The organism is Aggregatibacter sp., from assembly GCF_057314075.1.
This window is the reverse complement of sequence record NZ_DBHLAR010000002.1, coordinates 63,206-86,880: the sequence shown is the minus strand read 5'-3', so window position 1 is coordinate 86,880 and position 23,675 is coordinate 63,206. Positions and strand designations below refer to the sequence as shown.

Annotated in this window: 23 protein-coding genes; 10 read left to right on the top strand and 13 right to left on the bottom strand. The window is 41.3% G+C overall.

Annotation, left to right across the window (positions count from 1 at the left end):
* Nucleotides 1-5: 5 nt before the first annotated feature.
* From yidC to rpmH, 4 genes are read right to left on the bottom strand one after another with little or no spacing between them, the layout of a single operon-like run.
* Nucleotides 6-1,634, bottom strand: coding sequence for a membrane protein insertase YidC (yidC, locus tag ACO5E4_RS00780; RefSeq protein ID WP_314953880.1), 1,629 nt, complete (start codon nt 1,632-1,634; stop codon nt 6-8).
* The gene (gene yidD, locus ACO5E4_RS00775; protein ID WP_314953882.1) at nt 1,634-1,897 is read right to left on the bottom strand and encodes a membrane protein insertion efficiency factor YidD; all 264 of its coding nucleotides are present in this window, start codon (nt 1,895-1,897) and stop codon (nt 1,634-1,636) included. The genes yidC and yidD overlap by 1 nt, the downstream gene beginning before the upstream one ends.
* Nucleotides 1,852-2,220 (bottom strand): ribonuclease P protein component, encoded by a 369-nt coding sequence (gene rnpA, locus ACO5E4_RS00770; protein ID WP_485861731.1) that lies wholly within the window; start codon nt 2,218-2,220, stop codon nt 1,852-1,854. Before rnpA ends, yidD begins: the two co-directional genes overlap by 46 nt.
* Before the next feature lie 12 nt (nt 2,221-2,232).
* The gene (gene rpmH / locus ACO5E4_RS00765) at nt 2,233-2,367 is read right to left on the bottom strand and encodes a 50S ribosomal protein L34 (protein ID WP_005539760.1); all 135 of its coding nucleotides are present in this window, start codon (nt 2,365-2,367) and stop codon (nt 2,233-2,235) included.
* Nucleotides 2,368-2,789: 422 nt separating this feature from the next.
* Between rpmH and dnaA the strand changes: the two genes are divergently transcribed.
* Genes dnaA through recF form a run of 3 tightly spaced genes read left to right on the top strand, consistent with a single transcriptional unit; the run spans nt 2,790 to nt 6,342 of the window.
* Entirely contained in the window at nt 2,790-4,151 is a 1,362-nt protein-coding gene (dnaA, locus tag ACO5E4_RS00760; RefSeq protein WP_485861730.1) for a chromosomal replication initiator protein DnaA, read from the top strand.
* Nucleotides 4,152-4,161: 10 nt separating this feature from the next.
* On the top strand, nt 4,162-5,262 hold the full coding sequence (gene dnaN, locus ACO5E4_RS00755; protein WP_485861729.1) for a DNA polymerase III subunit beta: 1,101 nt from the start codon (nt 4,162-4,164) through the stop codon (nt 5,260-5,262).
* A 3-nt stretch (nt 5,263-5,265) separates the two neighbouring features.
* Nucleotides 5,266-6,342 (top strand): DNA replication/repair protein RecF, encoded by a 1,077-nt coding sequence (recF, locus tag ACO5E4_RS00750; RefSeq protein ID WP_485861728.1) that lies wholly within the window; start codon nt 5,266-5,268, stop codon nt 6,340-6,342.
* A gap of 42 nt (nt 6,343-6,384) precedes the next feature.
* On the opposite strand, the gene ACO5E4_RS00745 is transcribed toward recF, so the two are convergent.
* Nucleotides 6,385-7,140: a class I SAM-dependent methyltransferase gene (locus tag ACO5E4_RS00745; RefSeq protein ID WP_296025610.1), complete on the bottom strand. Its 756-nt coding sequence runs from the start codon at nt 7,138-7,140 to the stop codon at nt 6,385-6,387.
* A 193-nt stretch (nt 7,141-7,333) separates the two neighbouring features.
* On the opposite strand from ACO5E4_RS00745, the gene sodC reads away from it, so the two are divergent.
* Both sodC and psiE read left to right on the top strand, forming a co-directional pair.
* The gene (gene sodC, locus ACO5E4_RS00740) at nt 7,334-7,903 is read left to right on the top strand and encodes a superoxide dismutase family protein (protein WP_021616302.1); all 570 of its coding nucleotides are present in this window, start codon (nt 7,334-7,336) and stop codon (nt 7,901-7,903) included.
* 164 nt (nt 7,904-8,067) lie between these two features.
* Nucleotides 8,068-8,487 carry a phosphate-starvation-inducible protein PsiE gene (gene psiE, locus ACO5E4_RS00735; RefSeq protein ID WP_314953895.1) on the top strand — a complete coding sequence of 140 codons (420 nt, stop codon included), beginning with the start codon at nt 8,068-8,070 and terminating at the stop codon, nt 8,485-8,487.
* Between the two features lie 87 nt (nt 8,488-8,574).
* Here psiE and era read toward each other — a convergent pair whose 3' ends face one another.
* From era to grcA, 5 genes are all read right to left on the bottom strand, one after another.
* Nucleotides 8,575-9,480 (bottom strand): GTPase Era, encoded by a 906-nt coding sequence (gene era, locus ACO5E4_RS00730; RefSeq protein ID WP_485861727.1) that lies wholly within the window; start codon nt 9,478-9,480, stop codon nt 8,575-8,577.
* Complete coding sequence (gene rnc, locus ACO5E4_RS00725) at nt 9,477-10,157, bottom strand: ribonuclease III (protein WP_485861726.1); 681 nt, start codon at nt 10,155-10,157, stop codon at nt 9,477-9,479. The genes era and rnc overlap by 4 nt, the downstream gene beginning before the upstream one ends.
* A 1-nt stretch (nt 10,158) precedes the next feature.
* A complete protein-coding gene (gene lepB, locus ACO5E4_RS00720) occupies nt 10,159-11,181 on the bottom strand; it encodes a signal peptidase I (protein ID WP_485861725.1) in 1,023 nt (340 codons plus the stop codon).
* An 11-nt stretch (nt 11,182-11,192) separates the two neighbouring features.
* Entirely contained in the window at nt 11,193-12,989 is a 1,797-nt protein-coding gene (gene lepA, locus ACO5E4_RS00715; protein WP_295976515.1) for a translation elongation factor 4, read from the bottom strand.
* A gap of 170 nt (nt 12,990-13,159) precedes the next feature.
* Entirely contained in the window at nt 13,160-13,543 is a 384-nt protein-coding gene (gene grcA / locus ACO5E4_RS00710) for an autonomous glycyl radical cofactor GrcA (RefSeq protein ID WP_296026044.1), read from the bottom strand.
* 262 nt (nt 13,544-13,805) lie between these two features.
* On the opposite strand from grcA, the gene ung reads away from it, so the two are divergent.
* Genes ung through pfkA form a run of 5 tightly spaced genes read left to right on the top strand, consistent with a single transcriptional unit; the run spans nt 13,806 to nt 17,784 of the window.
* Complete coding sequence (ung, locus tag ACO5E4_RS00705; RefSeq protein ID WP_032997965.1) at nt 13,806-14,474, top strand: uracil-DNA glycosylase; 669 nt, start codon at nt 13,806-13,808, stop codon at nt 14,472-14,474.
* A gap of 31 nt (nt 14,475-14,505) precedes the next feature.
* The gene (gene yaaA, locus ACO5E4_RS00700) at nt 14,506-15,282 is read left to right on the top strand and encodes a peroxide stress protein YaaA (RefSeq protein ID WP_006719194.1); all 777 of its coding nucleotides are present in this window, start codon (nt 14,506-14,508) and stop codon (nt 15,280-15,282) included.
* A 5-nt stretch (nt 15,283-15,287) separates the two neighbouring features.
* Nucleotides 15,288-15,848: a hypothetical protein gene (locus ACO5E4_RS00695; RefSeq protein ID WP_485861812.1), complete on the top strand. Its 561-nt coding sequence runs from the start codon at nt 15,288-15,290 to the stop codon at nt 15,846-15,848.
* Nucleotides 15,848-16,768 (top strand): cation diffusion facilitator family transporter, encoded by a 921-nt coding sequence (locus ACO5E4_RS00690; protein WP_485861724.1) that lies wholly within the window; start codon nt 15,848-15,850, stop codon nt 16,766-16,768. The genes ACO5E4_RS00695 and ACO5E4_RS00690 overlap by 1 nt, the downstream gene beginning before the upstream one ends.
* Nucleotides 16,769-16,818: 50 nt before the next feature.
* Complete coding sequence (gene pfkA, locus ACO5E4_RS00685; RefSeq protein WP_314953920.1) at nt 16,819-17,784, top strand: 6-phosphofructokinase; 966 nt, start codon at nt 16,819-16,821, stop codon at nt 17,782-17,784.
* 77 nt (nt 17,785-17,861) lie between these two features.
* Here pfkA and ACO5E4_RS00680 read toward each other — a convergent pair whose 3' ends face one another.
* The 3 genes from ACO5E4_RS00680 to nagZ form a co-directional block, all read right to left on the bottom strand.
* Complete coding sequence (locus tag ACO5E4_RS00680) at nt 17,862-20,876, bottom strand: TonB-dependent siderophore receptor (RefSeq protein ID WP_314953923.1); 3,015 nt, start codon at nt 20,874-20,876, stop codon at nt 17,862-17,864.
* A gap of 574 nt (nt 20,877-21,450) precedes the next feature.
* Nucleotides 21,451-22,626 (bottom strand): 23S rRNA (uracil(747)-C(5))-methyltransferase RlmC, encoded by a 1,176-nt coding sequence (rlmC, locus tag ACO5E4_RS00675; protein ID WP_485861723.1) that lies wholly within the window; start codon nt 22,624-22,626, stop codon nt 21,451-21,453.
* A 1-nt stretch (nt 22,627) separates the two neighbouring features.
* Nucleotides 22,628-23,674 (bottom strand): beta-N-acetylhexosaminidase, encoded by a 1,047-nt coding sequence (gene nagZ / locus ACO5E4_RS00670; protein ID WP_485861722.1) that lies wholly within the window; start codon nt 23,672-23,674, stop codon nt 22,628-22,630.
* Between the last annotated feature and the right edge of the window lies 1 nt (nt 23,675).

Below are 23,675 nucleotides of genomic sequence, written 5' to 3'. Positions count from 1 at the left end.
TTTCACTATTTTTTATGACGGGTATGTAACCCTTTTTTCTCTAAACCACGATAAATCAGTTGTTGTTGGATAATCGTGATCAAGTTAGATACCAACCAGTAAAGCACCAAACCTGCAGGGAACCAAAGGAAGAACACCATGAAGATTAACGGCATGAAGTTCATGATCTTTTGTTGCATTGGGTCGGCAACCGGTGTCGGAGACATTTTTTGCAACAAGAACATGGAGGCGCCCATTAAGATCGGTAGGATGTAATACGGATCTTGCGCAGACAAGTCTTGAATCCAACCAAAGAACGGTGCGTGACGTAATTCAACGGCTTCCATAAACGTCCAATACAAGGCAATGAAAATCGGCATTTGTAACAACAGCGGTAAACAACCACCTAATGGGTTTACTTTCTCGTCTTTGTAGAGTTTCATCATTTCTTGGCTCATACGCTGACGATCTTCACCGAAACGTTCGCGCATTTCTTGCAATTTTGGTTGCAACATACGCATTTTAGCCATTGAGGTATATTGTGCTTTTGTGAGCGGATATAAAATCGCTTTAACCACTAAGGTAACACAGATAATCGCCACACCCCAGTTGTGAACCAATTGTTGAATGAATGTCAGCAACCAGAATAATGGTTTTGCAATAAACCACGCCCAACCGTAGTCCACAGTGAGATCTAAATGATCTGCAACTTGCCCCATTTCATTTTGTAATTTTGGACCGGTCCATAATTTGCTGGTTAATTTCTCGGTTGTATTCGGTTGAATCGCAACAACCGGACCGCGATACCCAATTGAACCGATATTATTCGCTTTATCTGTTAAAGTATAAAGTTGATTGTCGGCATCTTGGTTAGGAATCCAAGCAGAAACGAAATAATGTTGTAACACTGCAACCCAACCTGCTTTGGTATTCACTGATAAATTGGCATTTTCCATGTCACTGAAACTGTATTTTTTATAATTAGTTTCAGAAGAAGAATAAGCACCACCGGTATAAGTTGGCATCGCCACACTACCGGAGCTATCAACTAAAGTATGTCTTAACTGACCATAAGGCTCAACTTCAATCGTTTTATCGCTTTGGTTATTAATTTCGTAATTGACCGCAATGTCATATTCACCGCGTTTCAAGACAAAAATTTTACGATAAGTCACGCCCTCTTTTTGATAAACCAAAGGAACAATTAATTCGTTTTGACCATCGGCTAATTTGAAGTTTTCACCCTCTACTTGATAATCAGCACGACCAGCTTTCGTATCAATACCATCTTTACCGATTAAACCGCTTTGAGCGATATACACATGTTCCGGTGTATTTTGTAACAATACAAATGGCATATTGGAATCTAGTTCAGCATCATATTTCAACAATTCAGAACTAATAACATCACCACCTAAGGTATTAACTTTCAAACGGAATACATCATTTTCTAAGGTAATCACTTTACCTTTTACTTGGGTATCCGTTGCGATGACCGTATTGTTCCCAGAAGAAGCAGGAACATCTGATGTGGATGTTACAGTTTGCTCAATTGCCACAGGTTTTGGCGTGTGATAATCAAGTTGCCATTGCTGATAAACAATAAAAGACATAAAGAGTAGTGCAATGACCAACAGGCCGCGTCTTGAATCCATTATTTATTCTCTGTTTTGTTATTATTGATCTTGGGTGGAACGGGATCGTACCCACCCGCGTTTAAGGGATGACATTTTAATATACGTTTAACCGTAAGCCAACCACCTTTTAGCACTCCATGTGTTTTTACAGCATCAATACCATAGCAAGAACAAGTTGGTGTGAAACGACAGCGGGGGCCAATTAATGGACTGATAACGATTTGATAAAAACGAATTAATCCAATGAGGATTTTTGCGCCAAATGAATGTGTCTTTGCCATAATTTATCCAGCGTTTGCCATAAAGTGCGGTTATCTAAGCGGCCGATTCCCTGTTTTGCTACAACAACAAAATCATAATTCGGTAAGTCATGCTGTGCTAAACGAAAAGATTCACGGCATAACCGTTTAATACGATTACGATCATGGGCTCGTTTGAGATGTTTTTTCGCCACAGTTAAACCTAAGCGGGGATGCTCAAGGTGATTTTTGCGGGCTAGAATAGTGATTTCAGGTGAACTGGCGCGGGACGGCTGTTGGAAGACGTATTTAAAATGTTCGGGAGTTAACAAACGTAACTCCCTAGGAAAGTTTAGCTTAACCACATTAATATGCGATTAGGCAGATAAACTTTTACGACCTTTAGCACGACGACGAGCTAAAACTTGACGGCCATTTTTAGTTGCCATACGAGCACGGAAACCGTGAGTACGGCTACGTTTTAATACAGAAGGTTGAAATGTGCGTTTCATTATAATGTACCTAAGTCAAATAGTTTCAGTAACTGTTTCTACTTTAAACGTTGGGAAACGTTTAAATAAACAAAGATTATCAAAAAATAAGGAACGGAATTGTAATCATAAATTCAGCGTTCGTCAAATGAGATTAGGGAAAAAACACGGAAACTCGTTCATTTTTCCATCACTCACAGCATTTAAAAGCGAGGCGATTATACGGTTTTGGCTAAAAATGGCAAGCAACCTTTTTTGCTTTTTTTAGAGCTAGATAGCAGATCTTTTTCCTCTGTTATTGTAAAATGGCTACCCTTCCAACCGCACTTTATTGCCGAAAATTCAGCCGCTCAACAAGCAATACCTATATAAAACAATAAGATAAAAGGTTGGCAAGGTAATCAAAGGAAAACCATAAACCAACTAACAAGGGATATATTAACGTGGAACACCAGCCGAATTCTCTGTGGCAAAATTGCCTGTTGCAACTACAAGATAAAATTCCTACGGACGATTTCAAAATCTGGCTCTATCCGTTACAAGCTGAGGCTAGCGCAAATGGCATCTTACTTTATGCATCAAATGCTTTTGTGCAAAAATGGGTGATTGATAACTATCTTCCTTTAATTACCGATATTGCTCGTCAAACCAGTGCAAATCCTAATCTTAGCGTATCCGTTATTGAAGGCATTAAACCCACCTCACCAAAAGTAGAGAAACCTATAAAAAAACAAAGTGCGGTCGGTTTTTCGGAAGAAAAAAGTACAAATAAAACACCTTACCACTCCAATCTAAATACCAAATTAGTTTTCGAAAATTTCGTTGAGGGGAAATCTAACCAACTGGCGCGCGCAGTGGCACAAAAAGTGGCAGATAGTCCCGGTGAACAAACCGCAAACCCGCTTTTCTTATACGGCGGTACAGGCTTAGGTAAAACGCACTTGCTGCACGCCATCGGCAACGGCATTATCGCCAATAATCCGGAGGCGCGTGTGGTATATATTCACTCTGAGCGTTTTGTACAGCAGGTTGTGGCGTATATTCGTGACAACAAAATGGAAGAATTTAAAAAATTTTACCGTTCTTTGGATGCTTTGTTAGTGGATGACATTCAATTTTTCAGTGACAAAGAAAAAACCCAAGAAGAATTCTTCCACATTTTCAATACCTTATTTGAACGTGGTCGCCAAATCATTCTGACCTCAGATCGTTATCCACGGGAAATTGAGAAAATTGAAGAGCGCTTAAAATCCCGCTTCGGCTGGGGGCTTACGACAGCCATTGAACCACCTGATCTTGAAACCCGTGTTGCCATTTTGATGAAAAAAGCGGAAGAAAATAACGTGGATTTACCTCATGATGTGGCATTCTTCATCGGTCAAAAATTACGCACCAATGTGCGTGAATTAGAAGGCGCCTTAAACCGGGTAAAAGCGATGCAGGAATTTAAGGGCGAACCGATCACCATTGATTTTGTACGAGAAACTTTAAAAGACATGTTGGCATTACAAGATAAACTGGTGACCGTAGACAATATTCAGAAAGTGGTTGCTGAATATTACCGCATAAAAGTGTCCGATTTAAAATCCAAAAATCGCTCCCGCTCAGTGGCTCGTCCACGCCAAGTAGCAATGGCGCTGGCAAAAGAATTAACTAACCGCAGCCTACCGGAAATTGGCAAGTCCTTCGGTGACCGCGATCACACAACTGTTTTACACGCCTGTCGCACGATTGCAGGTTTCCGCGACACAGATCCGAATATTCAAGAAGATTGGGCTAACTTAATCCGAACTTTATCCGTATAGGAGTCACCAGATGCAATTTATTATTTCCCGAGAAAATTTATTAAAACCGTTGCAACAAGTGTGTGGCGTATTGAATAGTCGTCCGAATATTCCGGTATTAAATAACGTCTTATTGCAAATTGAGAATAATCAATTAAGCATTACCGGTACGGATTTAGAAGTGGAACTTTCAACCCAAACGCCATTACTTCATGCGGAACAAGACGGTAAATTTACAATTCCTGCTAAAAAATTCTTAGATATTTGCCGTAGTTTACCGGACAATGCGGAAATTACCGTCACATTTGAAGAAGATCGCGCCATTGTGCGCTCAGATCGCAGTAAATTTAATTTATCCACCTTACCGGCAGAAGACTATCCAAATCTCACAGATTGGCAATCAGAAGTGGATTTCACGCTTGAGCAAGCGACGCTACGCCGTTTGATTGAAGCCACGCAATTTTCTATGGCAAACCAGGACGCACGGTATTTCTTAAATGGTATGAAATTTGAAACGGAAGGTAATTTATTACGCACTGTTGCAACCGATGGGCATCGTTTAGCGGTTTGTACTATTCCATTAGAACAAGATTTACAGACTCATTCAGTGATTTTACCGCGTAAAGGCGTGCTAGAACTGGCACGTTTGTTGGAACCAAGCGATCAACCGGCGCGTTTGCAAATCGGCACAAATAACCTACGTATTCAATTAAATAACATCACATTCACATCAAAACTCATTGACGGTCGTTTCCCTGATTATCGTCGTGTGTTGCCACGCAATGCAACCCGCATCGTTGAAGCGAGTTGGGAAATCTTAAAACAAGCCTTTGTACGCGCTGCAATTTTATCTAACGAACGTTTCCGTAGCGTACGCTTACAACTCAGTGAAAACCAACTTAAAATCACCGCTACCAACCCGGAACAAGAGGTGGCAGAAGAAATTATCGATGTCTCTTACAGTGGCGAAGAAATGGAAGTGGGTTTTAACGTCAGCTATATTCTTGATGTGTTAAATGCGTTGAAATGCAATCAAGTGCGTATGCGCTTAACCGATGCTTCTTCCAGCTGCTTAATTGAAGATTGTGAAGACGCCAGCGCAGAATATGTGATTATGCCGATGCGCTTATAATGTATGGCGATTTCACGTTTAACCGTTGAAAATTTTCGTAATTTACAAGCCGTGGATCTGGAATTGGATCACGGCTTTAACTTTTTGGTCGGCAACAACGGCAGTGGCAAAACCAGCTTACTGGAAGCCATTTTCTATTTAGGTCACGGACGCTCTTTTAAAAGTGCGGTCAGTAATCGGATTATCTCCTACGCTCAACCGCACTTTACCCTCTTCGGACAAATTCAAGAACAGCAACATCAGTGGTCAGTCGGCTTGCAAAAACTACGCCAAGGCAACACGCTCGTGAAAATCAATGGCGAAGACGGTAATAAAATTTCCGACCTAGCACACTTATTGCCCATGCAAATCATCACGCCGGAAGGTTTAAATTTGCTCAATGGTGGCCCAAGCTATCGTCGCGCCTTTCTGGATTGGGGCTTATTTCATCATCACGTGAGTTTTTATACTCTGTGGGCGAGTTTAAGTCGTTTACTCAAACAACGAAATGCTGCCTTACAGCAAGTTTCAAGTTATCAACAAATGAAAATTTGGGACGTAGAATTGGTAAAACTTGCCGAACAGGTAAGCCTGCTCAGAACTGAATATGCGCAAGCCCTACAACCTGAAATTGAACAAACCTGCCGTCTATTCCTGCCGGAACTGGACATTAGTGTGAGCTTTCATCAAGGGTGGGAAAAAGATCAAAATTATGCCGAATTATTGGCACGTAATTTTGAACGGGATCGCACATTAGGCTATACGGTTTCCGGTCCGCAAAAAGCAGATTTCCGCTTTAAGGCCAATGGATTGCCGGTGGAAGATATTTTATCGCGCGGTCAGTTGAAATTATTAATGTGCGCACTGCGTTTGGCTCAAGGTGAACATTTGATGCAACAAAAACAGCGCCATTGTATTTTTCTCATTGATGACTTTGCCTCAGAACTGGATCAAACTAAACGTAGTCTCCTTGCCGAACGCTTACAAAACAGTGGCTCCCAAGTTTTTGTCAGCGCTATTACACAAAACCAGCTCAAAGAAATGCAACCAAAAAAGCACCGCACTTTTAAGATCGAGTCAGGAAAAATTGAATTGTTATAAAAAATTAGCCTCCGGTTTAGAGGCTAATCTCAAAAAAGTCAATCACTTCTGACTACAAACCGCAATAAAATGCAATTTATGCTCAGGGTCATTAAAGGTGCTAAACATTCGCTTAAACTGCTCACGATTTTCTGCTTTCATGGCATTTTTAATAATTTTCAATGTGCCTAACACGCCTTCATCATAGATCATCCCTTTTGGCGACAACAGTGTCATCTCACCGGAAAAGGTTTCGATATTACGAAAACCACTGTCTAAAAACACTTGTTTCCAACCGTCTTTGGTTAATGGCGTGACCGTCACATTGATGGCATTGCGCATATTTTCCAAAATCGTTTTATGATCCTCTCCTACTAACATCACATCGTGCGTCAGCAAAAAGCCACCCGGTTTCAATACACGAAAATATTCGGCAACGGCCTTCATTTTGGCTTCAACAGGCAACATGGTGAGCATCGCCTCATTAATCACAATGTCAAACGTATTGTCTTCAAAAGGCAATTTCATCGCATTGGCACGTTGCACATGGATTTTATCCTGTAAATTATTTGCAGCAATATTGGCTCTGGCTTTTTCCAAGGCGTTTTCATCTAAATCAACACCTTCAATCTGACAACCATATTGTTTTGCCAAGCCAATGGCAGTGGTACACATATTACAAGCCACTTCGAGGACTTTTTTCTCTTTATTAAAGTCACCGCTTGCAATTAACCATTCTGTTGCTTTGCGACCGCCCGGACGTAAACGGGTTTTACCTAGACGTGCCAAAAAATTATGACCCACTTCTTCTTTCGCCATCGTATTCCTCCTAAATGAAATCGTAACTATTCCTATTATAAATCAATCCTATTTTGATGAAAGAAAAAGATAAAACCCTGTTAGATAAAAATGCCAAATAACTTTAATAGCCAATAACTTCTTAAAAAACATTCGATTTATGCCTCATTTTAGTTAGAATAGTAAAGACTTTTAACATAAAAGGAGTACATAAATGAAATTTAAAACGCTCTTAGCCGTAAGCATCAGCGCAATCTGTGCGAGCGCTGTCGCCAATGCGCATGAACACAAACACGACCATATGGCACCTGCCGGTGCTTCCATTGAAGTGAAAGTACAACAACTTGATCCGGTAAACGGTAATAAAGATGTGGGGACCGTTACCATTACCGAATCCAATTATGGTTTAGTGTTTACCCCGAATTTACAAGGATTAAGCGAAGGATTACATGGTTTCCATATTCATGAAAATCCAAGTTGTGAACCCAAAGAAAAAGAAGGAAAACTCACTGCGGGCTTAGGCGCTGGCGGTCACTGGGATCCTAAAGGCACAAAACAACATGGCTATCCATGGCAAGATGACGCTCACTTAGGTGATTTACCGGCATTAACCGTATTACATGATGGCACAGCCACCAATCCGGTTCTTGCGCCACGCCTTAAACACCTTGATGAGGTTCGTGGCCATTCCATCATGATCCATGCTGGCGGCGACAACCACTCTGACCACCCGGCTCCACTTGGTGGTGGCGGTGCACGTATGGCCTGCGGTGTAATCAAATAATTAACAATGAAACAAAAAGGCTGACAAATGTCAGCCTTTCTTTTTATAAAAGTGCGGTTAAAAAATCCGATATTTCTCGCTAGTCAAATCTATTTACCCTTATCCTCTCTTGTTTTAGAATACGCAGCCTTTGAATCTCGTTATAAAATGAAGGAAAGCAAACTATGGAAGAATCCCAACAATTAGAAAAACTCCCCCAAGTCGTCACTGGAATATTAAAAATCGTTTTAAGCTCTGCGTTAATTGCGTTAGCCGTTGTACTTATTATCGCCCTCGTCAAAATTACGTATTCTTTGGCAATGATGGTCTTAAATACCTCAACTATTGTGCCTTATAACGTTGCTGAACAAGCGGTCATGTTTTTCTTATATTTCGGTTTTATCGGTCTTATCGTGCAATATTTCAAAAGTGGCTACCATTTCCCTCTGCGTTATTTTATTTATGCCGGTATCACTGCCATGTTGCGTTTAATCATCGTCAATCATGAAAGTTCCGTAGACACACTTCTCTTTGCCGGCGCCATTTTAATTATGGTAATCGCGTTATGCTTAGTGCTCTACTCGAATAAATTAAGAAATCTCTAAAAAATAAAAGTGCGGTCAGAAAACAATTTGATTTTTCACCGCACTTTAAAGATAAAAAAGGTGAGCCCGTTGCTCACCTTTTTTACATTACTCTTCCATATATCCCAGGCTACGTAAGGCACGTTCATCGTCCGCCCAGCCGGATTTCACTTTCACCCAAAGTTCTAAATGGACTTTATTATCAAATAAACGCTCCATATCTAAACGGGCTTCCGTACCGATTTTTTTCAATTTTTCCCCTTTATGGCCAATGACGATTTTTTTCTGTCCGTCACGCTCAACCAAAATTAAGGCATTGATTTCATAAGTTCCGCGCTCGTTCACCTTAAATTGCTCGATTTCCACGGTCACAGAATAAGGTAATTCCTCCCCCATAAAGCGCATTAATTTTTCGCGAATAATTTCCGATGCCATAAAACGTTGCGAACGATCGGTGACATAATCTTCCGGGAAATGGTGCACACCCGGGCGCAAAGATTGACGCACGATGTTCTCAATCACCTCTAAATTATTCCCTTTTTCAGCAGAAATCGGCACGATGTCGGTAAAGGTAAATTTACTGCTGATTTCCGTAATAAATGGCAATAAATCGTCTTTATTCTTAATGTTATCGATTTTATTAATGGCAAGTACAACCGGCACATTGGTTTTGCGCAGTTTGTTAAGCACCATTTCATCGTCATCATTCCAATGAGTACCATCCACCACAAAAATGACTAAATCCACATCGGTGAGCGCACTGCTGGCAGCACGGTTCATTAAGCGGTTGATAGCCCGTTTTTCCTCAATGTGTAGCCCCGGCGTATCTACATAAATTTCCTGATACGGGCCTTCGGTTTTAATGCCCACAATACGATGGCGGGTCGTTTGCGCTTTGCGCGATGTAATAGAAATTTTTTGTCCGAGAATTTTATTCAGTAAGGTGGATTTCCCTACGTTCGGACGACCTACAATAGCAATAAAACCACAATACGTTTCAAGTTGTTCTGTCATTTGATATTTAACTCTTGAAGAATTTGCTCTGCTGCCGCTTGTTCTGCTTTACGACGGCTGGAACCTTTACCGATAAAAGTGCGGTCATTATCTGAAATGGAACACTCCACGATAAATAATTGGTTATGGGCTTCCCCTTGAATACTTACCACATGATAAGTGGGTAACGGTTGGCGATTACCTTGTAAATATTCCTGTAAACGGGTTTTAGCATCTTTTTGGTTGTCGCCCGGTTTAATCGTTTCAAGAAGCGTTTGATACCAACGATTCACGATCTGTGTCGCATGACTTAAGCTACTATCCAGTGAAATAGCCCCGATAATCGCTTCAACACAATCCGCCAAAATAGATTCACGGCGAAAACCGCCACTTTTTAACTCGCCTTGCCCAAGTGATAAATAATCACCCAATTGAAAATCACGGGCAAGAATGGCTAAGGTCGGCTCACGCACTAAAGTCGCGCGCATCCGGCTCAACTCACCCTCATTGCATTTTGGAAACTGATGAAACAACGCTTCCGCGATGGTTAAATTCAAAATGGCATCGCCTAGAAACTCTAAGCGTTCATTATGATTATGCCCAGCACTACGATGGGTAAGTGCTTGCTTAAGCAAGGCAACATCTTCGAAATGATAGCCAATTTTTCGTTGTAAACGATCTAAGTTATCTTCTCGCATATTATTGAATTTTTTGGAACAAGCGCTCAGTGCGAACGCCGGTTGGCCATTCATCCTGTTCTTTCTTTAAACTCAGCCAAATATAGGTCGCTTTACCCACAATATTTTGTGACGGCACAAAGCCCCAGAAACGGCTGTCTTCACTGTTGTTACGGTTATCGCCCATGACAAAATACTGCCCTTCCGGCACAACCCATTCTGTTACATAATTTTCTTGTTTGCTAAAGGCTTTATAACGATATCCTTCGTTAATCGGCTGTGGATACCAGTGGATAGCGTGTGCCACATCACCCGTTTCAACAGTCTCCAACGGCGCCGGACCATATTGCACTTTTCCGCTGTGATCTCGCCCTAAAATAAAACGGAAATTGTCATTAGGTTCAGGTTGGGTATAGCTAAATTCTTTGATATCACAATCTGTCAAACACTCTTTACCGTCTTTGGCGTAAACCAAGGTTAAATGACGATTAGCTTCATTATAAATCACGCGATCACCCGGTTTGCCGACAATACGTTTTATATAGTCTGTGCTTGGTGATTCAGGTGCTTTGAACACAATCACATCACCACGTTGCGGCTCGCCCATTTTCACAAGGGTATTTTGGAAAATAGGATCTTTAATACCGTAATCAAATTTATTGACTAAGATGAAGTCGCCAATACGCAATGTGGGTTCCATAGAAGAAGAGGGAATTTGAAATGGCTCGAAAATAAATGAGCGCACAATCAATACAAAAGCTAATACCGGAAACAAAGACGCGACAAATTCAGAACTTTCTGAAATCGGTTCAATTTGAGTTTTTTCCTCTTCGTTTAGCGGTTTGCCACCGCGTTGCTCCAAGCGCGCAATTTGTCTGGCGCGTTTTGGTAACACGCCAAAACGCAAATAACACCAAACAGCACCGGAAAGTGCGGTAAAAATAATGAGCAAAATAGAAAAGGTATTGGGTAACTGAAAATGATCCAATACTTTCCACAAACCATATCCGACAGCGATTAAAATAATCGTAAATACGTTCGACATTAATACTTTCCTTATTTGTCTTTTCCTACGTGTAAGATGGCTAAGAATGCTTCTTGCGGCACTTCAACATTGCCGAGTTGTTTCATTCGTTTCTTACCTTCTTTTTGTTTTTGTAGCAATTTTTTCTTACGACTGACATCACCACCATAACATTTTGCCAACACGTTTTTGCGTAATTGTTTCACGGTGGAACGGGCGATAATGTGGTTGCCTATCGCGGCTTGAATCGCGATATCAAATTGTTGGCGTGGAATAAGTTCACGCATTTTTTCTACCAACTCTCGACCGCGATACGGTGCATTGTCTTTATGTACAATTAACGCTAACGCATCTACACGATCACCATTGATCATAATATCCACGCGCACCATATCTGCCGTTTGGAAACGTTTGAAGCCGTAATCTAAAGACGCATAACCGCGCGAGGTGGATTTCAGACGATCAAAGAAATCCAGCACCACTTCGCCCATCGGGATTTCATAAGTCAGCGCCACTTGATTGCCGTGATAAACCATATGGGTTTGCACGCCACGTTTTTCAACGCAAAGGGTAATCACATTGCCGAGATATTCTTGTGGCAATAGCATATTACATTCCGCAATGGGTTCACGAATTTCAGCAATATTGTTTAACGGTGGCAGTTTTGACGGACTGTCTACATAGACTACCTCACCATTGGTTAATTCCACTTCATAGACCACGGTTGGTGCCGTCGTGATTAAATCTAAATCGTACTCACGCTCCAAACGTTCTTGAATAATCTCCATGTGCAACAGCCCAAGGAAACCACAGCGGAAACCGAAGCCAAGTGCGGTGGAATTTTCCGGTTCATAGAACAAGGAGGCGTCATTTAAACTTAATTTACCAAGCGCATCACGGAATGCTTCATAATCATCAGAGCTGACCGGGAATAATCCGGCGTAAACCTGTGGTTTAACTTTCTTAAAGCCCGGTAAAACGGAACTTGCCGGATTATTGTGTAGCGTTAAGGTATCTCCTACCGGTGCGCCTAAAATATCTTTAATGGCACAAACGACCCAACCAACTTCGCCGCAATTTAATACAGTGGTATCCACTTGTTTCGGCGTAAAAATCCCTAAACGATCGACGTTATACGATTGGCCGGTGGACATCACTTTGATTTTGTCGCCTTTGCGTAACGTACCGTTTTTGATGCGAACCAAAGACACCACGCCCAAATAATTATCAAACCAAGAGTCAATAATTAATGCCTGTAATGGCGCATTCGGATCACCTTCCGGTGCAGGAATTTTAGCAACAATTTCTTCTAATACGTCTTCAATGCCGACGCCGGTTTTCGCCGAACAACGCACGGCTTCCATGGCATCAATTCCCACGATATCTTCAATTTCTTCCGCAACACGTTCAGGATCGGCTGCCGGTAAGTCGATTTTGTTTAAAATCGGCACCACTTCCAAGTTCATTTCGATGGCGGTATAACAGTTTGCCAAGGTTTGGGCTTCCACACCTTGTCCGGCATCTACCACCAATAATGCGCCTTCACAAGCCGCAAGAGAGCGAGATACCTCATAAGAAAAGTCAACGTGTCCTGGCGTATCGATAAAATTCAGTTGATAGGTTTCGCCATCTTTGGCTTTATAGTTCAGGGTCACGCTTTGTGCTTTGATGGTAATTCCGCGTTCGCGCTCCAAATCCATAGAATCGAGTACTTGCGCTTCCATTTCACGATCCGACAGCCCCCCACAGGTTTGAATTAAACGATCAGATAAGGTAGATTTACCGTGGTCAATATGGGCAATAATAGAAAAGTTGCGAATATTCTTCATAAATAAGTCAGTTTTCTCATTCAAAAGTCATAGAATTTAACTGGCGGATTGTACCCGAAAAGCGTGTAAATCGCTAGAAAAGAAAAGGAAAAGTGCGGTCAGTTTTTAGTGTGTTTAAAAAAACAAAACCCCGAATTGCTTCGGGGTTTCTTTTTTCATTCAAACTGAAATTATAGGCTTTCAGTGAAAGTACGGGTAATAACGTCGCGTTGTTGTTCAGGGGTTAATGAGTTGAAACGCACAGCGTAACCGGAAACACGAATGGTTAATTGTGGATATTTTTCCGGATGTAATACAGCATCTTCTAAAGTTTCACGACGTAATACGTTCACGTTTAAGTGTTGCCCGCCTTCTACTTTAACGGTTGGTGCAACGTTTACCGGTAATTCACGGTATTCGATTTGACCTAATTCGCTTACTGCTACGATTTGATCTTCTGCGTAATCACCTTTTGCACATAAACAACGTGCTTCACCTTTTTCGCTATCTAACAACCAGAAAGAGTTTAAAAGATTGTCGTTAGCAGCATGGGTAATTTGGATACCTTTAATCATAAAATGCCTCCTAAGTTTGGCTTTTCTGTATATTAATTGAACTGTTCAAATTCTATCAAAACTTTTGAAAATTTCAAATTAATTTGATATAGAACCAAAGTCTTTTTTAAATCTATTTTCAATATTTGATACATATCAAAAACAATCTATTCTAGGTATATTTAATTACATATCGATCGCAAACTAACCACGCTTATTGCTATGAATTTCATGATGGCTTCATTATAATTCCCGCTATGCAAAATTAGATGAGAACTCCATGATGAAAACCTGGACAGATGTCATTGGGCAGGAAAAACAACAGCCTTATTTTCAACAAGTGTTGCAACGTGTACATGCAGAACGGGAACTGGGGAAAATTATTTACCCGCCGGCACCGGACGTGTTCAATGCCTTTAAATTAACAGAATTCGAACAGGTCAAAGTGGTGATTTTAGGGCAAGATCCTTACCACGGGCCAAATCAAGCGCACGGCTTATCCTTTTCCGTTAAACCCGGTGTCAAACCACCACCGTCCTTGTTAAATATGTATAAAGAATTGTCCAATGACATCGAAGGCTTTCAGATGCCAAATCATGGCTATTTAGTGGAATGGGCGCAACAAGGCGTGTTGTTGCTTAACTCGGTATTAACCGTAGAACAAGGTTTAGCCCATTCCCACGCGAATTGGGGTTGGGAAATCTTTACGGATAAAGTCATTGAAGCCTTAAATCAACATCGCGAAAATCTGGTCTTTCTATTATGGGGTAGCCCGGCACAGAAAAAAGGGCAATTTATTGATCGCCAAAAACATTGTGTTTTAACCAGCGTGCATCCATCACCGCTGTCTGCTCATCGCGGATTTTTCGGTTGCCACCATTTTTCAAAAGCCAACGCCTATTTACAACAACATGGTATTGCCCCGATTAATTGGCAATTAAGCGCGCTTTAGCGTTGTTATCAGAACCATTACAGGAATTTTTATGTTAGCGATTATTTCTCCCGCAAAAACATTAGATTTTGAGAATGCAGTGCCCAAAAAACTTCCGCATTTTCAACCGAACTTTTTAGCGCAAAGCCAGCAGCTGATCGATATTTGTCGTGAACTGACACCGGCAGACATCGGTTCATTAATGTTAATCAGCGATAAACTCGCCGGACTCAATGCCGCCCGTTTTGCCGAATGGCAACAAAACCATAACGAACACAATGCCAAAGCAGCGGTTTATGCGTTCAAAGGCGATGTTTACACGGGATTAGACATTGAATCTCTCAACGAAGAAGATGTGTTATTTGCCCAGCAACACTTGCGTATTTTATCCGGCTTATATGGCTTATTAACGCCACTCGATTTAATCCAGCCATACCGTTTGGAAATGGGGACAAAACTCGCTAACCCGAAAGGCAAGGATTTATATGCGTTCTGGCATAATGTCATTACGCCGGTATTGCAACAAGCGATCGATCAGCAAAACGGTACACTCATTAACTTGGCATCTGATGAATATTACAAATCGGTGCAAGAACACAAGCTCAAAGCTAACATCATTAAACCGGTATTTTTAGATAACAAAAATGGGAAGTATAAAGTGATTAGCTTCTATGCTAAAAAAGCACGCGGCTTAATGTGTCGTTACCTCATTCAAAATCGCATTAGCGACGTAGAACAGCTCAAGGAATTCGACCTTGGCGGCTACTGGTTTGACAGCGCGGCATCGACTAAAACGGAATTTGTCTTTAAACGGGATTTGGCGGAATAAACATGATGAAAAAAACACTTGTTATTTTGACCGCACTTTTCCTGACCGCGTGCGTTTCCAACTCACAATTAGACGTGCCGCAAAGCATTCAACACAACGATAAAACCTACCAACTTGCTACCCAACAAGATTTGGGCAGTGTCGCTCGTTATGTTTATCTGTTGCCAGGCGAAACACCGAAAGAATGGCAAAGTGCGGTGGAAATTTTACTCGATCGAAACTTTCAAAACCGTACCTTGCAACAACGCATTGATTTACGCAAACGAGTTTATACCAACACCGGCGTGAAAAATTTTCAGCTTTATAGTCAAAACGAAACATTATACGCCTACGTCATTTATGAGCCGTCCGAACAAAACAAAGACTGGCAAATCGACATGGCAAAGGGTAAAGAATTGCCGTTTTGTGGCTTTGTGCAATATCAGTATTCCTTGAAAATTCCGAAAAATTACAAACTCGGCAATATGAATAGCAAACGCGTGGTCAACCATCTGAAAAAATATTTGGTTGAGAAAGAAATGAAACAACTGAGCAAAGCAGATTGGCTGTTGGGATGTAAATCGTAATGCCGGCTTCTGAATATTCTGCTCAAGTCAAAAAGGCGGCACATTTTTCTATTATCACCGCCTTAGTGTTGATTATCGTAAAAGGCATAGCTTGGTGGCAAACAGGCTCGGTGAGTATGCTCGCCTCAATCACCGATTCCATGTTGGATTTATTAGCCTCTTTCATGAGCATGCTGATTTTGCGTTTCGCTTTAATGCCTGCGGATCATAATCACTCTTTTGGGCACGGTAAGGCAGAATCCCTGGCTTCGCTCGTGCAAAGTGCGTTTATCTCTGGTTCGGCGATTTTCTTATTATTACAAGGCATTCATCGTTTTAATTCCCCGCAAGCTTTGAGCAATACGCTGCTTGGTATGGCCGTTACTGTCTTTTCCATTTTAGCTACCGGATTGTTAGTGTGGTATCAAGGACGGGTCATTAAAGCAACAGAGAGTCCGGCGATTAAAGCGGATCGCCTTCACTATCAAACCGATTTGCTGATGAATTTCACTATTTTGCTTTCCTTAGGCTTGAGTGCATACGGTATTTTGTGGGCAGATGCGGTTTTTGCAATTTTAATTTCCCTGTATATTTTATGGAATGCCGCAAAAATGTTGTTTGATTCAACACAGCTGTTGCTTGATCAAATGTTACCGCCGGAGGAAATTGAACAAATTCACGCCGTACTTAATCAAGAAATTGTTCAAGATTCAAGAATGCTCAGTTTCCATGCACTACGCACCCGTCGTTCCGGTGCCATTCGCTTTATTCAATTTCACTTAGAATTAGCCGATGAACTGTCTTTTATTGAAGCCCATGACATTACCGAACATTTGGAACGTTGCCTATGTAAGACATTTCCGCGCAGTGATATTGTGATTCATCCGGAACCGACATTTATTGTGCAACAGGAAATGCAGTTAGATAAAAAAGTGATATAATTTGTACAGTTTTTAACATTCATTCTTTTATATTTTAATAGGAATAACGCATGATCAAAAAAATTGCACTACTAACAAGCGGTGGAGACGCACCGGGTATGAACGCGGCAATTCGTGCTGTGGTTCGTGCCGGCTTGAATGAGGGGTTAGAAGTTTATGGTATCTATGACGGCTATTATGGCTTATACCATAACAATATTAAGCAATTAACCCGTTATAGCGTATCGGATATCATCAACCGTGGTGGTACCTGTTTAGGCTCTGCCCGCTTTCCGGAATTTAAAAATCCTGAGGTCCGCGCCAAATGCGCCGATATTTTACGTTCTCATGGGATTGACGCGTTAGTTGTGATCGGTGGGGACGGTTCTTATATGGGAGCAAAACTGCTGACCGAAGAACACGGTTTCCCATGCGTTGGGATTCCGGGGACAATCGATAACGACGTTGCCGGCACCGACTATACCATCGGCTACCAAACTGCCTTACAAACAGCAGTTGAAGCGATCGACCGTTTACGCGACACCTCCAGTTCCCACCAACGTATTTCTATCGTAGAAATCATGGGGCGCCACTGTAGCGACTTGACGATCTCCGCAGGGATTGCCGGCGGTTGTGAATATATCGTAGCTTCCGAAGTGGAATTTAACCGAGAAGAACTGATTCGCCAAATTGAACGCAGCATCATTAAAGGCAAACGCCATGCGATTATTGCGATTACTGAGTTAATTTGTGATGTGAATGAGTTAGCAAAAGAAATTGAAGAACGCGTTCATCATGAAACCCGCGCTACCATTTTAGGCCATATCCAACGTGGTGGTACACCATGTGCATTTGACCGTATCCTCGGTTCCCGCATGGGGGTCTATGCTATCGACTTATTGCTTCAAGGCAAAGGCGGTTATTGTGTAGGGATTCAAAATGAACAGCTGGTTCACCACGATATTATCGATGCTATCAATAATATGCGCCGTGAATTCAAGGCAGATTGGTTAAAGATGTTTAAACGTTTAGACTAAATACTATTATTTTTAGCCAAAACAAAAGTGCGGTCAAAAAACACAATGGATTTTGACCGCACTTTTTGTTTATTTCGTTAGAACTGCCAATCAAATTTCATCATGATAGTACGCGGGCGTCCGTAGAAATTATTCATCCCGCGGGTACGATTATAGTTATTTTCAAAGTAAGTTTTATCCGCTAAATTCGTTCCAATCAAACTGAGTTTGGCGTGGTGATTAAACTCGTACTGAATATTGGCATCAAACAGAGTATAACCTGCTTGTTTAATGCCATATAAGCTACTCGTTGGGCTCTGTGCAGAGATACCGGCCCCAATCGTCCATTTGCTACTTGGAATTCGATAACTGGTGGCAAGTCGAAACATCTGAACAGGTGTAAAATTACTAAAGTTGTAAGGATCTTTAGCGCCTTTTGCCCGTTCATTATTAATCTCTTCCGCATTTTTATATTTACTTTTATTGTAAGTGTAGCCTGCAAAAAGTTGCCAATTTTCTGTTATATTCCCAGCCAACTCTAATTCAAACCCCTTGCTAACAACGCGTCCGATTGGTTTTGCGATGGTCTGGAATGACCCGACAGCGCCATTTTTTCCCGGTATATATCCAAAATCAACAACAGTACGATTTTTTTGCTCAACAGAAAATAAAGCCAAAGAGCTATTTAACTGATTATCAAAGAAGGAACCTTTCCAACCGATTTCATAGTTTGTGCCAATTAACGGAGGTAAAACCGTTTTACTGGTAATATCTACGTTGTCTTGTTGTTTAAAAATCTTAGTATAACTTGCATAAAGGCTCTGCTCATTCGTCAAATCATAAGTAATACCAACATACGGTGTAAAATGATGCCCCTTCATTTTGGCAGTATAGTGCTCATTATCCTTATCAATATTTGATTGCGATTGATAGCGCGTCGCTGGCTCACCATTATAAACCGGCGTTTCTTTGCGTTGTGAGGTCTCAAAATGGGTAAACTGCACACCACCTAATAAATGGAAGCGTTCCGTTGCATTAAAACGAGTGCTCAAAATAACTGCATGTGTTTCATTTTTATTGAAATATTTAGCATAGTTATAGCGAGCTAAAACATGGTCATCCGGCTCCTTTAACATCTTATAAACAATTTCATTTGGATTTCCGTAAGCACCATTTTTATACTTAATGTTACCGTTGCTATCACGTTCCGGAATTTTTTGCCCATTTTTATCTAATTCATACAAAATATTACCGTCTTTATCGACTTTAATTTTATAGGCATGTTGGCAGTCCGGTGTATAAAGCATGTGGTCACCTTTTTCATCATGCTTGTCCCAATCCGGTTCAGGAAGATTTTTATCGGTTGGAGAATAATAATTTCCTTGCTCATTAGGAACACAACGACCGGCTAAATGCTGATGCACTTGACCAACCTCATCAATAGTACTAATACGATAACGTTTCTGAAAAATTTCAACAAAATCTGATTGAATATTTTCATGGTTATAAGCATAACCTACATAAAAATCATGGTCTCGTTCAAAAAGATTATAGTGCCCAGTTAGGTTCAATTTAATCCCGTATTGTTCATCTTTTTTAATATGTCGAATTGGTGCGAATGTAAATTTCCGGTTAGTTGTACCCTTATTGTTATAAGCTCTATTGTAGAGATAGTTTGAAAAACGATTTTCTGCATCGTTAGTAATACCTGCTTCTTGTAATTTTTTATCAATATATTCTTGTTTATCTTTATCAATACCAGGATCAGCCCAATCATTACATAAAAAATCAAGACCTATATCATTCATGCATTGATCAAATCCTTTCTTCCGGGCTGCAAGCCGATCGTTTCTATATTGATTAAACTCTCCTTGATTAAATTGATTTTGAGCATAATCTGCCTTACGTTGCTCGTATTCTTTAGTTGCTTGATCACGATATTCTTTTAATTTTTTAAGTGCTTGGTCTTTCGGCTCAAAAGGAATAATTTCACCTTTCTCGGTTAGAAATCCTTTTGCATCAGAACCAGACAAACCGGCAGCATGCTCATCTTTGATAAAAAATTGCCCAACTTTTGCATCTGAATTATTTTTTGTATAGGACGCCTCAATACTAAACTCCCAATCGTTATCAAAAACAAATTTGGTATTGGCAAATAAGTTATATTTATCTCCCTTCAAACGAGACCAACTCTGCCCTAAATAGGTATTTCGGGGGAGTTTCACAGGATTATTACATGCCGGACGGGAGGCAAAAGGAGCGACTTGGGGATTTTCACAAGGTAATATCACACCAGAAAAATCCGGCACTTCATTAATTTTCTGATACATACCACCTAAAGTTAACACACCAACATTGCCTAAATCCACGTCAGCGACACCATAAATTAAACCTTTCTTACCATGTACATTATCTTTAAAAGACTTCGCTTTTTCCCCTACACCAACTAAACGAGCACGAATACTGTTATCTTGATTTATACCACCCGCGACGTCCAGCATCGTACGGGCACTACCTCGGTGATCGATCGTGATTTCGCCTAAGTGTTGGAATTTGTCTGTAGGCCGTTTTCGAATCAAATTAATTGTGCCACCCGGCTCAGAGTTTGACTGGGTTAATCCTGTCGCACCACGTACAACTTCAATATGATCATAAATAGCTAAATCAGTGCTAGGAGAAACGTCTATTTTGGCAGTATAACCTGAACGCCCACCGACATTAGTCGTAATACCATCTTCACCGATTTGATCGACATAAAAGCCACGGGAAAGAAAACGAGTTTGTAACCCGGAATCGCGTACAACATTAACACCTGTCGTATTTTTCATTGCTTCTTCAAGAGTATGAATAGCTTTGTCATCTAATTGCTTTTTGGTAATCACACTAACAGATTGTGGCGTATCCTTACCGGAAACTTTTAGTCCGGTAGCTGTTTTCATCGACTTAATTGTATAGCCGCGGCTACCTTCAGTGGTATTAGTATCAGTTTCTTCAATAACATTAATCTGCTCTAAACTGTCCTCCGTATACGCGGTTTGGCAAGTACAAAATAAAGAAATAGAAAGCAAACTAAGGTGAAAATAAGATGAGGGTGAAAGATGAGAACGATGCATTTTTGGCTCCAAATAATAACAAAAATGCAAATAATAACGATTTTTATTTATATGTAAAGGTATAAAAACAATAAAATAATCAAATATGAAAATTATCGTCATAAATAGAAAGTGAGTTCAAATTAACAAAAGAAATCAAAGCGTAGTTAAAAAAGTGGTATTTTTTACAACCGCACTTTTATACTTCTAATCCGAAAATTTGCTCAAAGAATCAGGTAAGTTCTGCTAGGTGAGTAACACTGATAACTATGGTATGAGACAGCTGTTGTTTTAATAAGGTTAAAAGCCCTATCGCGGAAGGAAAATCTAATTGGCTGGTACTTTCATCTAAACAGAATAAATTCGGTTTAAGCAACAATGCTCACCCGAAGTTTAAACGTTGTTGTTCACCACCAGAGAAGACTTGCTGAACGCCTGACATCACCCAACGTACACCTATAAACGCGACCAATTTCTCTATATTGCTAAAAAATAGAGAATGAGATGAAAAAATGAATAAGGCTTTGCATGATCAGAAATAACTGAAAACAGTACCGCACTTAATAAAAAAAGTGCGGTTGAAAAAATTAGTGTATTACGACTTCAATCTCAACAACACCAACACTTCATAATGCGCGGTATGTGGAAACATATCGAACAGTTGGATTTTTTCCGGTTGATAATGAGTCAAAGATCGCAAGTCTTTGCCCATGGTTTCCGCATTACAGCTGGAATACAAAATAAAGTGCGGTCGCATTTCATTGAGAAATTCAGTAAGCGATTGGCCAACGCCTCGACGAGGGGGATTGACGATCACCAAATCCGGTTTATCGACTTGTGCCAAGGCAAAATTTGCCGCATCTAACGATTGAAAATGAACCTGCGCCTCCAAGCCGAGTTGTTGTGCCGATAGTTTCGCGGCAGCAATGGCAGGCGCGGAGATTTCAATGCCGGTGAGGTAAATTTGTTGTTCCGGGTTCTGCATTTGTAACGCTTTTAAGCAATGTAGCCCGAAACCGCCCACACCACAGAACAAATCCCAAAGTTGACGAATGGGCAGATCTTTTATCCATTGTTGCGCCGTGCCGTATAACCCTTCAGCAACCTGCGGGTTAGTTTGAAAGAACCCCTGCGGACGAATAAAAAGCGGAATCTGATTAAACCTTTCGGGTAAGGTGTGTTGTTCCGTCAGGAAAATCTCTTTTTCACCCTCGAGAATTGCGGCATTTTGCGGCTGGATATTCACGCTAATGACGGCAAGTTGCGGCAATTTTTGGCACAATTCGGGCAATTCCCGTTGAATCAACGGCAATTTGGCTTCCGAACGTAACACAAAGCGCAACATGAGTTGGTGGCTGTGTTGGCTTTCTGTCAATAAAAGATGTTTCAATTCTCCTTTTTGCTTTGCCACGTTGTAGGGCACAAGCCCGGCGCGAGCAATGAAATCTTTGAGAATGGGAAAGAGGATTTGAAAACGTTGTGGATAAAGTGGGCAATCACATAAATCCACCGCACTTTGTGGCGCCAATGGGTTCGGCAAGATGCCGAGGACTGGGCGTTCGACTGGACCACTGACGACCATTTTGGCTTTGTTACGAAACCCTTCTTGGGGTGATTGAAAAGGGGCAAACCAAATCAAATGAGACGTTTCTAAACCCTGCAGCTGCTGTTGCAAATGCGCTGTTTTCTGTTCCAGTTGAACGGCATAGGGCAACTCCAACCATTGACAAGAACGACAATCGCCTCGTTGATAATGTTCACATTGCATCATATTAATTTTTCGCTGCCAACCATTGCTGTTGAAGTGCGGTTAGTTTTTGACAATTTTCCAACCAACGTGGGGCGCATTCCAGTTCTGACCACGTCAGGTTTTTACGTTTGAATAGGCTTTGTAGGCGCTGCTGCCGCAACAAAAAGTGCGGTTGTTTTTCCGAGAGTTTTAAATTGTCTAAAACTTGGATCACACCATCACGCTCATTACAAAGCAACAACAAATCACAGCCGGCATTCAGTGCTTGTTCGCTACGCGCCACAAAATCACCCATGAATCCCGCCCCTTTCATGCCGAGATCATCAGAGAAAATGGCACCGTTGAAAGTCAGTTGAGCACGCAAGATGTCTTGTAACCAAAATTTAGATCCACTCGCCGGTTGGCTGTCACATTGCGAATAAATCACATGTGCCGGCATGATGGCTTGGAGCAGATTTTGTTCGATAAGTTGTTGGAATGGCTGAATGTCCTGATTGAAAATATCTTCTTGGCTACGCTCATCATAAGGGGTTTCCAAATGAGAATCGGCAATCACATGGCCATGCCCGGGAAAATGTTTTCCTGTTGCGGCCATGCCTGCTTGATGCATACCGCGAATAAAATTAGCCGCTAAATCCACCGCACTTTTTACGTCACAACCAAAACTGCGATCACCGATGGCTTTGCACGCATGACCAAGATCTAATACCGGCGCAAAGCTCAAATCGATATCAAGTGCAGTCATTTCCGCTGCCATTTGCCAGCCGGCCTCAAATGCCATTTTTTGTTGTGCAATCGGATCTTCAATCAATGCGGAAAACGCCTGCATTGCAGGAAGTTGGGTGAAGCCGTCACGAAAACGCTGTACTCTGCCACCTTCTTGATCCACCGTAATCAACAAGGGCTTTTTCACCTTTTGTCGCACAGATTGAATCAGCGCTTGTAATTGCGCACGGTCGTGAAAATTACGCGTAAAGAGGATCAATCCCGCCACGAGCGGATGTTCCAACAATTCAATTTCTTCTTGTTCCAGCTCGTAACCGGCTAAATCAATGAGTAGTGTAGACATT

Coding starts and splice junctions, on each gene's coding strand:
- yidC (WP_314953880.1), bottom strand. CDS start 1,634: ATGGATTCAAGACGCGGCCTGTTGGTCATTGCACTACTCTTTATGTCT.
- yidD (WP_314953882.1), bottom strand. CDS start 1,897: ATGGCAAAGACACATTCATTTGGCGCAAAAATCCTCATTGGATTAATT.
- rpmH (WP_005539760.1), bottom strand. CDS start 2,367: ATGAAACGCACATTTCAACCTTCTGTATTAAAACGTAGCCGTACTCAC.
- dnaN (WP_485861729.1), top strand. CDS start 4,162: ATGCAATTTATTATTTCCCGAGAAAATTTATTAAAACCGTTGCAACAA.
- recF (WP_485861728.1), top strand. CDS start 5,266: ATGGCGATTTCACGTTTAACCGTTGAAAATTTTCGTAATTTACAAGCC.
- ACO5E4_RS00745 (WP_296025610.1), bottom strand. CDS start 7,140: ATGGCGAAAGAAGAAGTGGGTCATAATTTTTTGGCACGTCTAGGTAAA.
- sodC (WP_021616302.1), top strand. CDS start 7,334: ATGAAATTTAAAACGCTCTTAGCCGTAAGCATCAGCGCAATCTGTGCG.
- psiE (WP_314953895.1), top strand. CDS start 8,068: ATGGAAGAATCCCAACAATTAGAAAAACTCCCCCAAGTCGTCACTGGA.
- era (WP_485861727.1), bottom strand. CDS start 9,480: ATGACAGAACAACTTGAAACGTATTGTGGTTTTATTGCTATTGTAGGT.
- rnc (WP_485861726.1), bottom strand. CDS start 10,157: ATGCGAGAAGATAACTTAGATCGTTTACAACGAAAAATTGGCTATCAT.
- lepB (WP_485861725.1), bottom strand. CDS start 11,181: ATGTCGAACGTATTTACGATTATTTTAATCGCTGTCGGATATGGTTTG.
- lepA (WP_295976515.1), bottom strand. CDS start 12,989: ATGAAGAATATTCGCAACTTTTCTATTATTGCCCATATTGACCACGGT.
- grcA (WP_296026044.1), bottom strand. CDS start 13,543: ATGATTAAAGGTATCCAAATTACCCATGCTGCTAACGACAATCTTTTA.
- ung (WP_032997965.1), top strand. CDS start 13,806: ATGAAAACCTGGACAGATGTCATTGGGCAGGAAAAACAACAGCCTTAT.
- yaaA (WP_006719194.1), top strand. CDS start 14,506: ATGTTAGCGATTATTTCTCCCGCAAAAACATTAGATTTTGAGAATGCA.
- ACO5E4_RS00695 (WP_485861812.1), top strand. CDS start 15,288: ATGAAAAAAACACTTGTTATTTTGACCGCACTTTTCCTGACCGCGTGC.
- ACO5E4_RS00690 (WP_485861724.1), top strand. CDS start 15,848: ATGCCGGCTTCTGAATATTCTGCTCAAGTCAAAAAGGCGGCACATTTT.
- pfkA (WP_314953920.1), top strand. CDS start 16,819: ATGATCAAAAAAATTGCACTACTAACAAGCGGTGGAGACGCACCGGGT.
- ACO5E4_RS00680 (WP_314953923.1), bottom strand. CDS start 20,876: ATGCATCGTTCTCATCTTTCACCCTCATCTTATTTTCACCTTAGTTTG.
- rlmC (WP_485861723.1), bottom strand. CDS start 22,626: ATGATGCAATGTGAACATTATCAACGAGGCGATTGTCGTTCTTGTCAA.
- nagZ (WP_485861722.1), bottom strand. CDS start 23,674: ATGTCTACACTACTCATTGATTTAGCCGGTTACGAGCTGGAACAAGAA.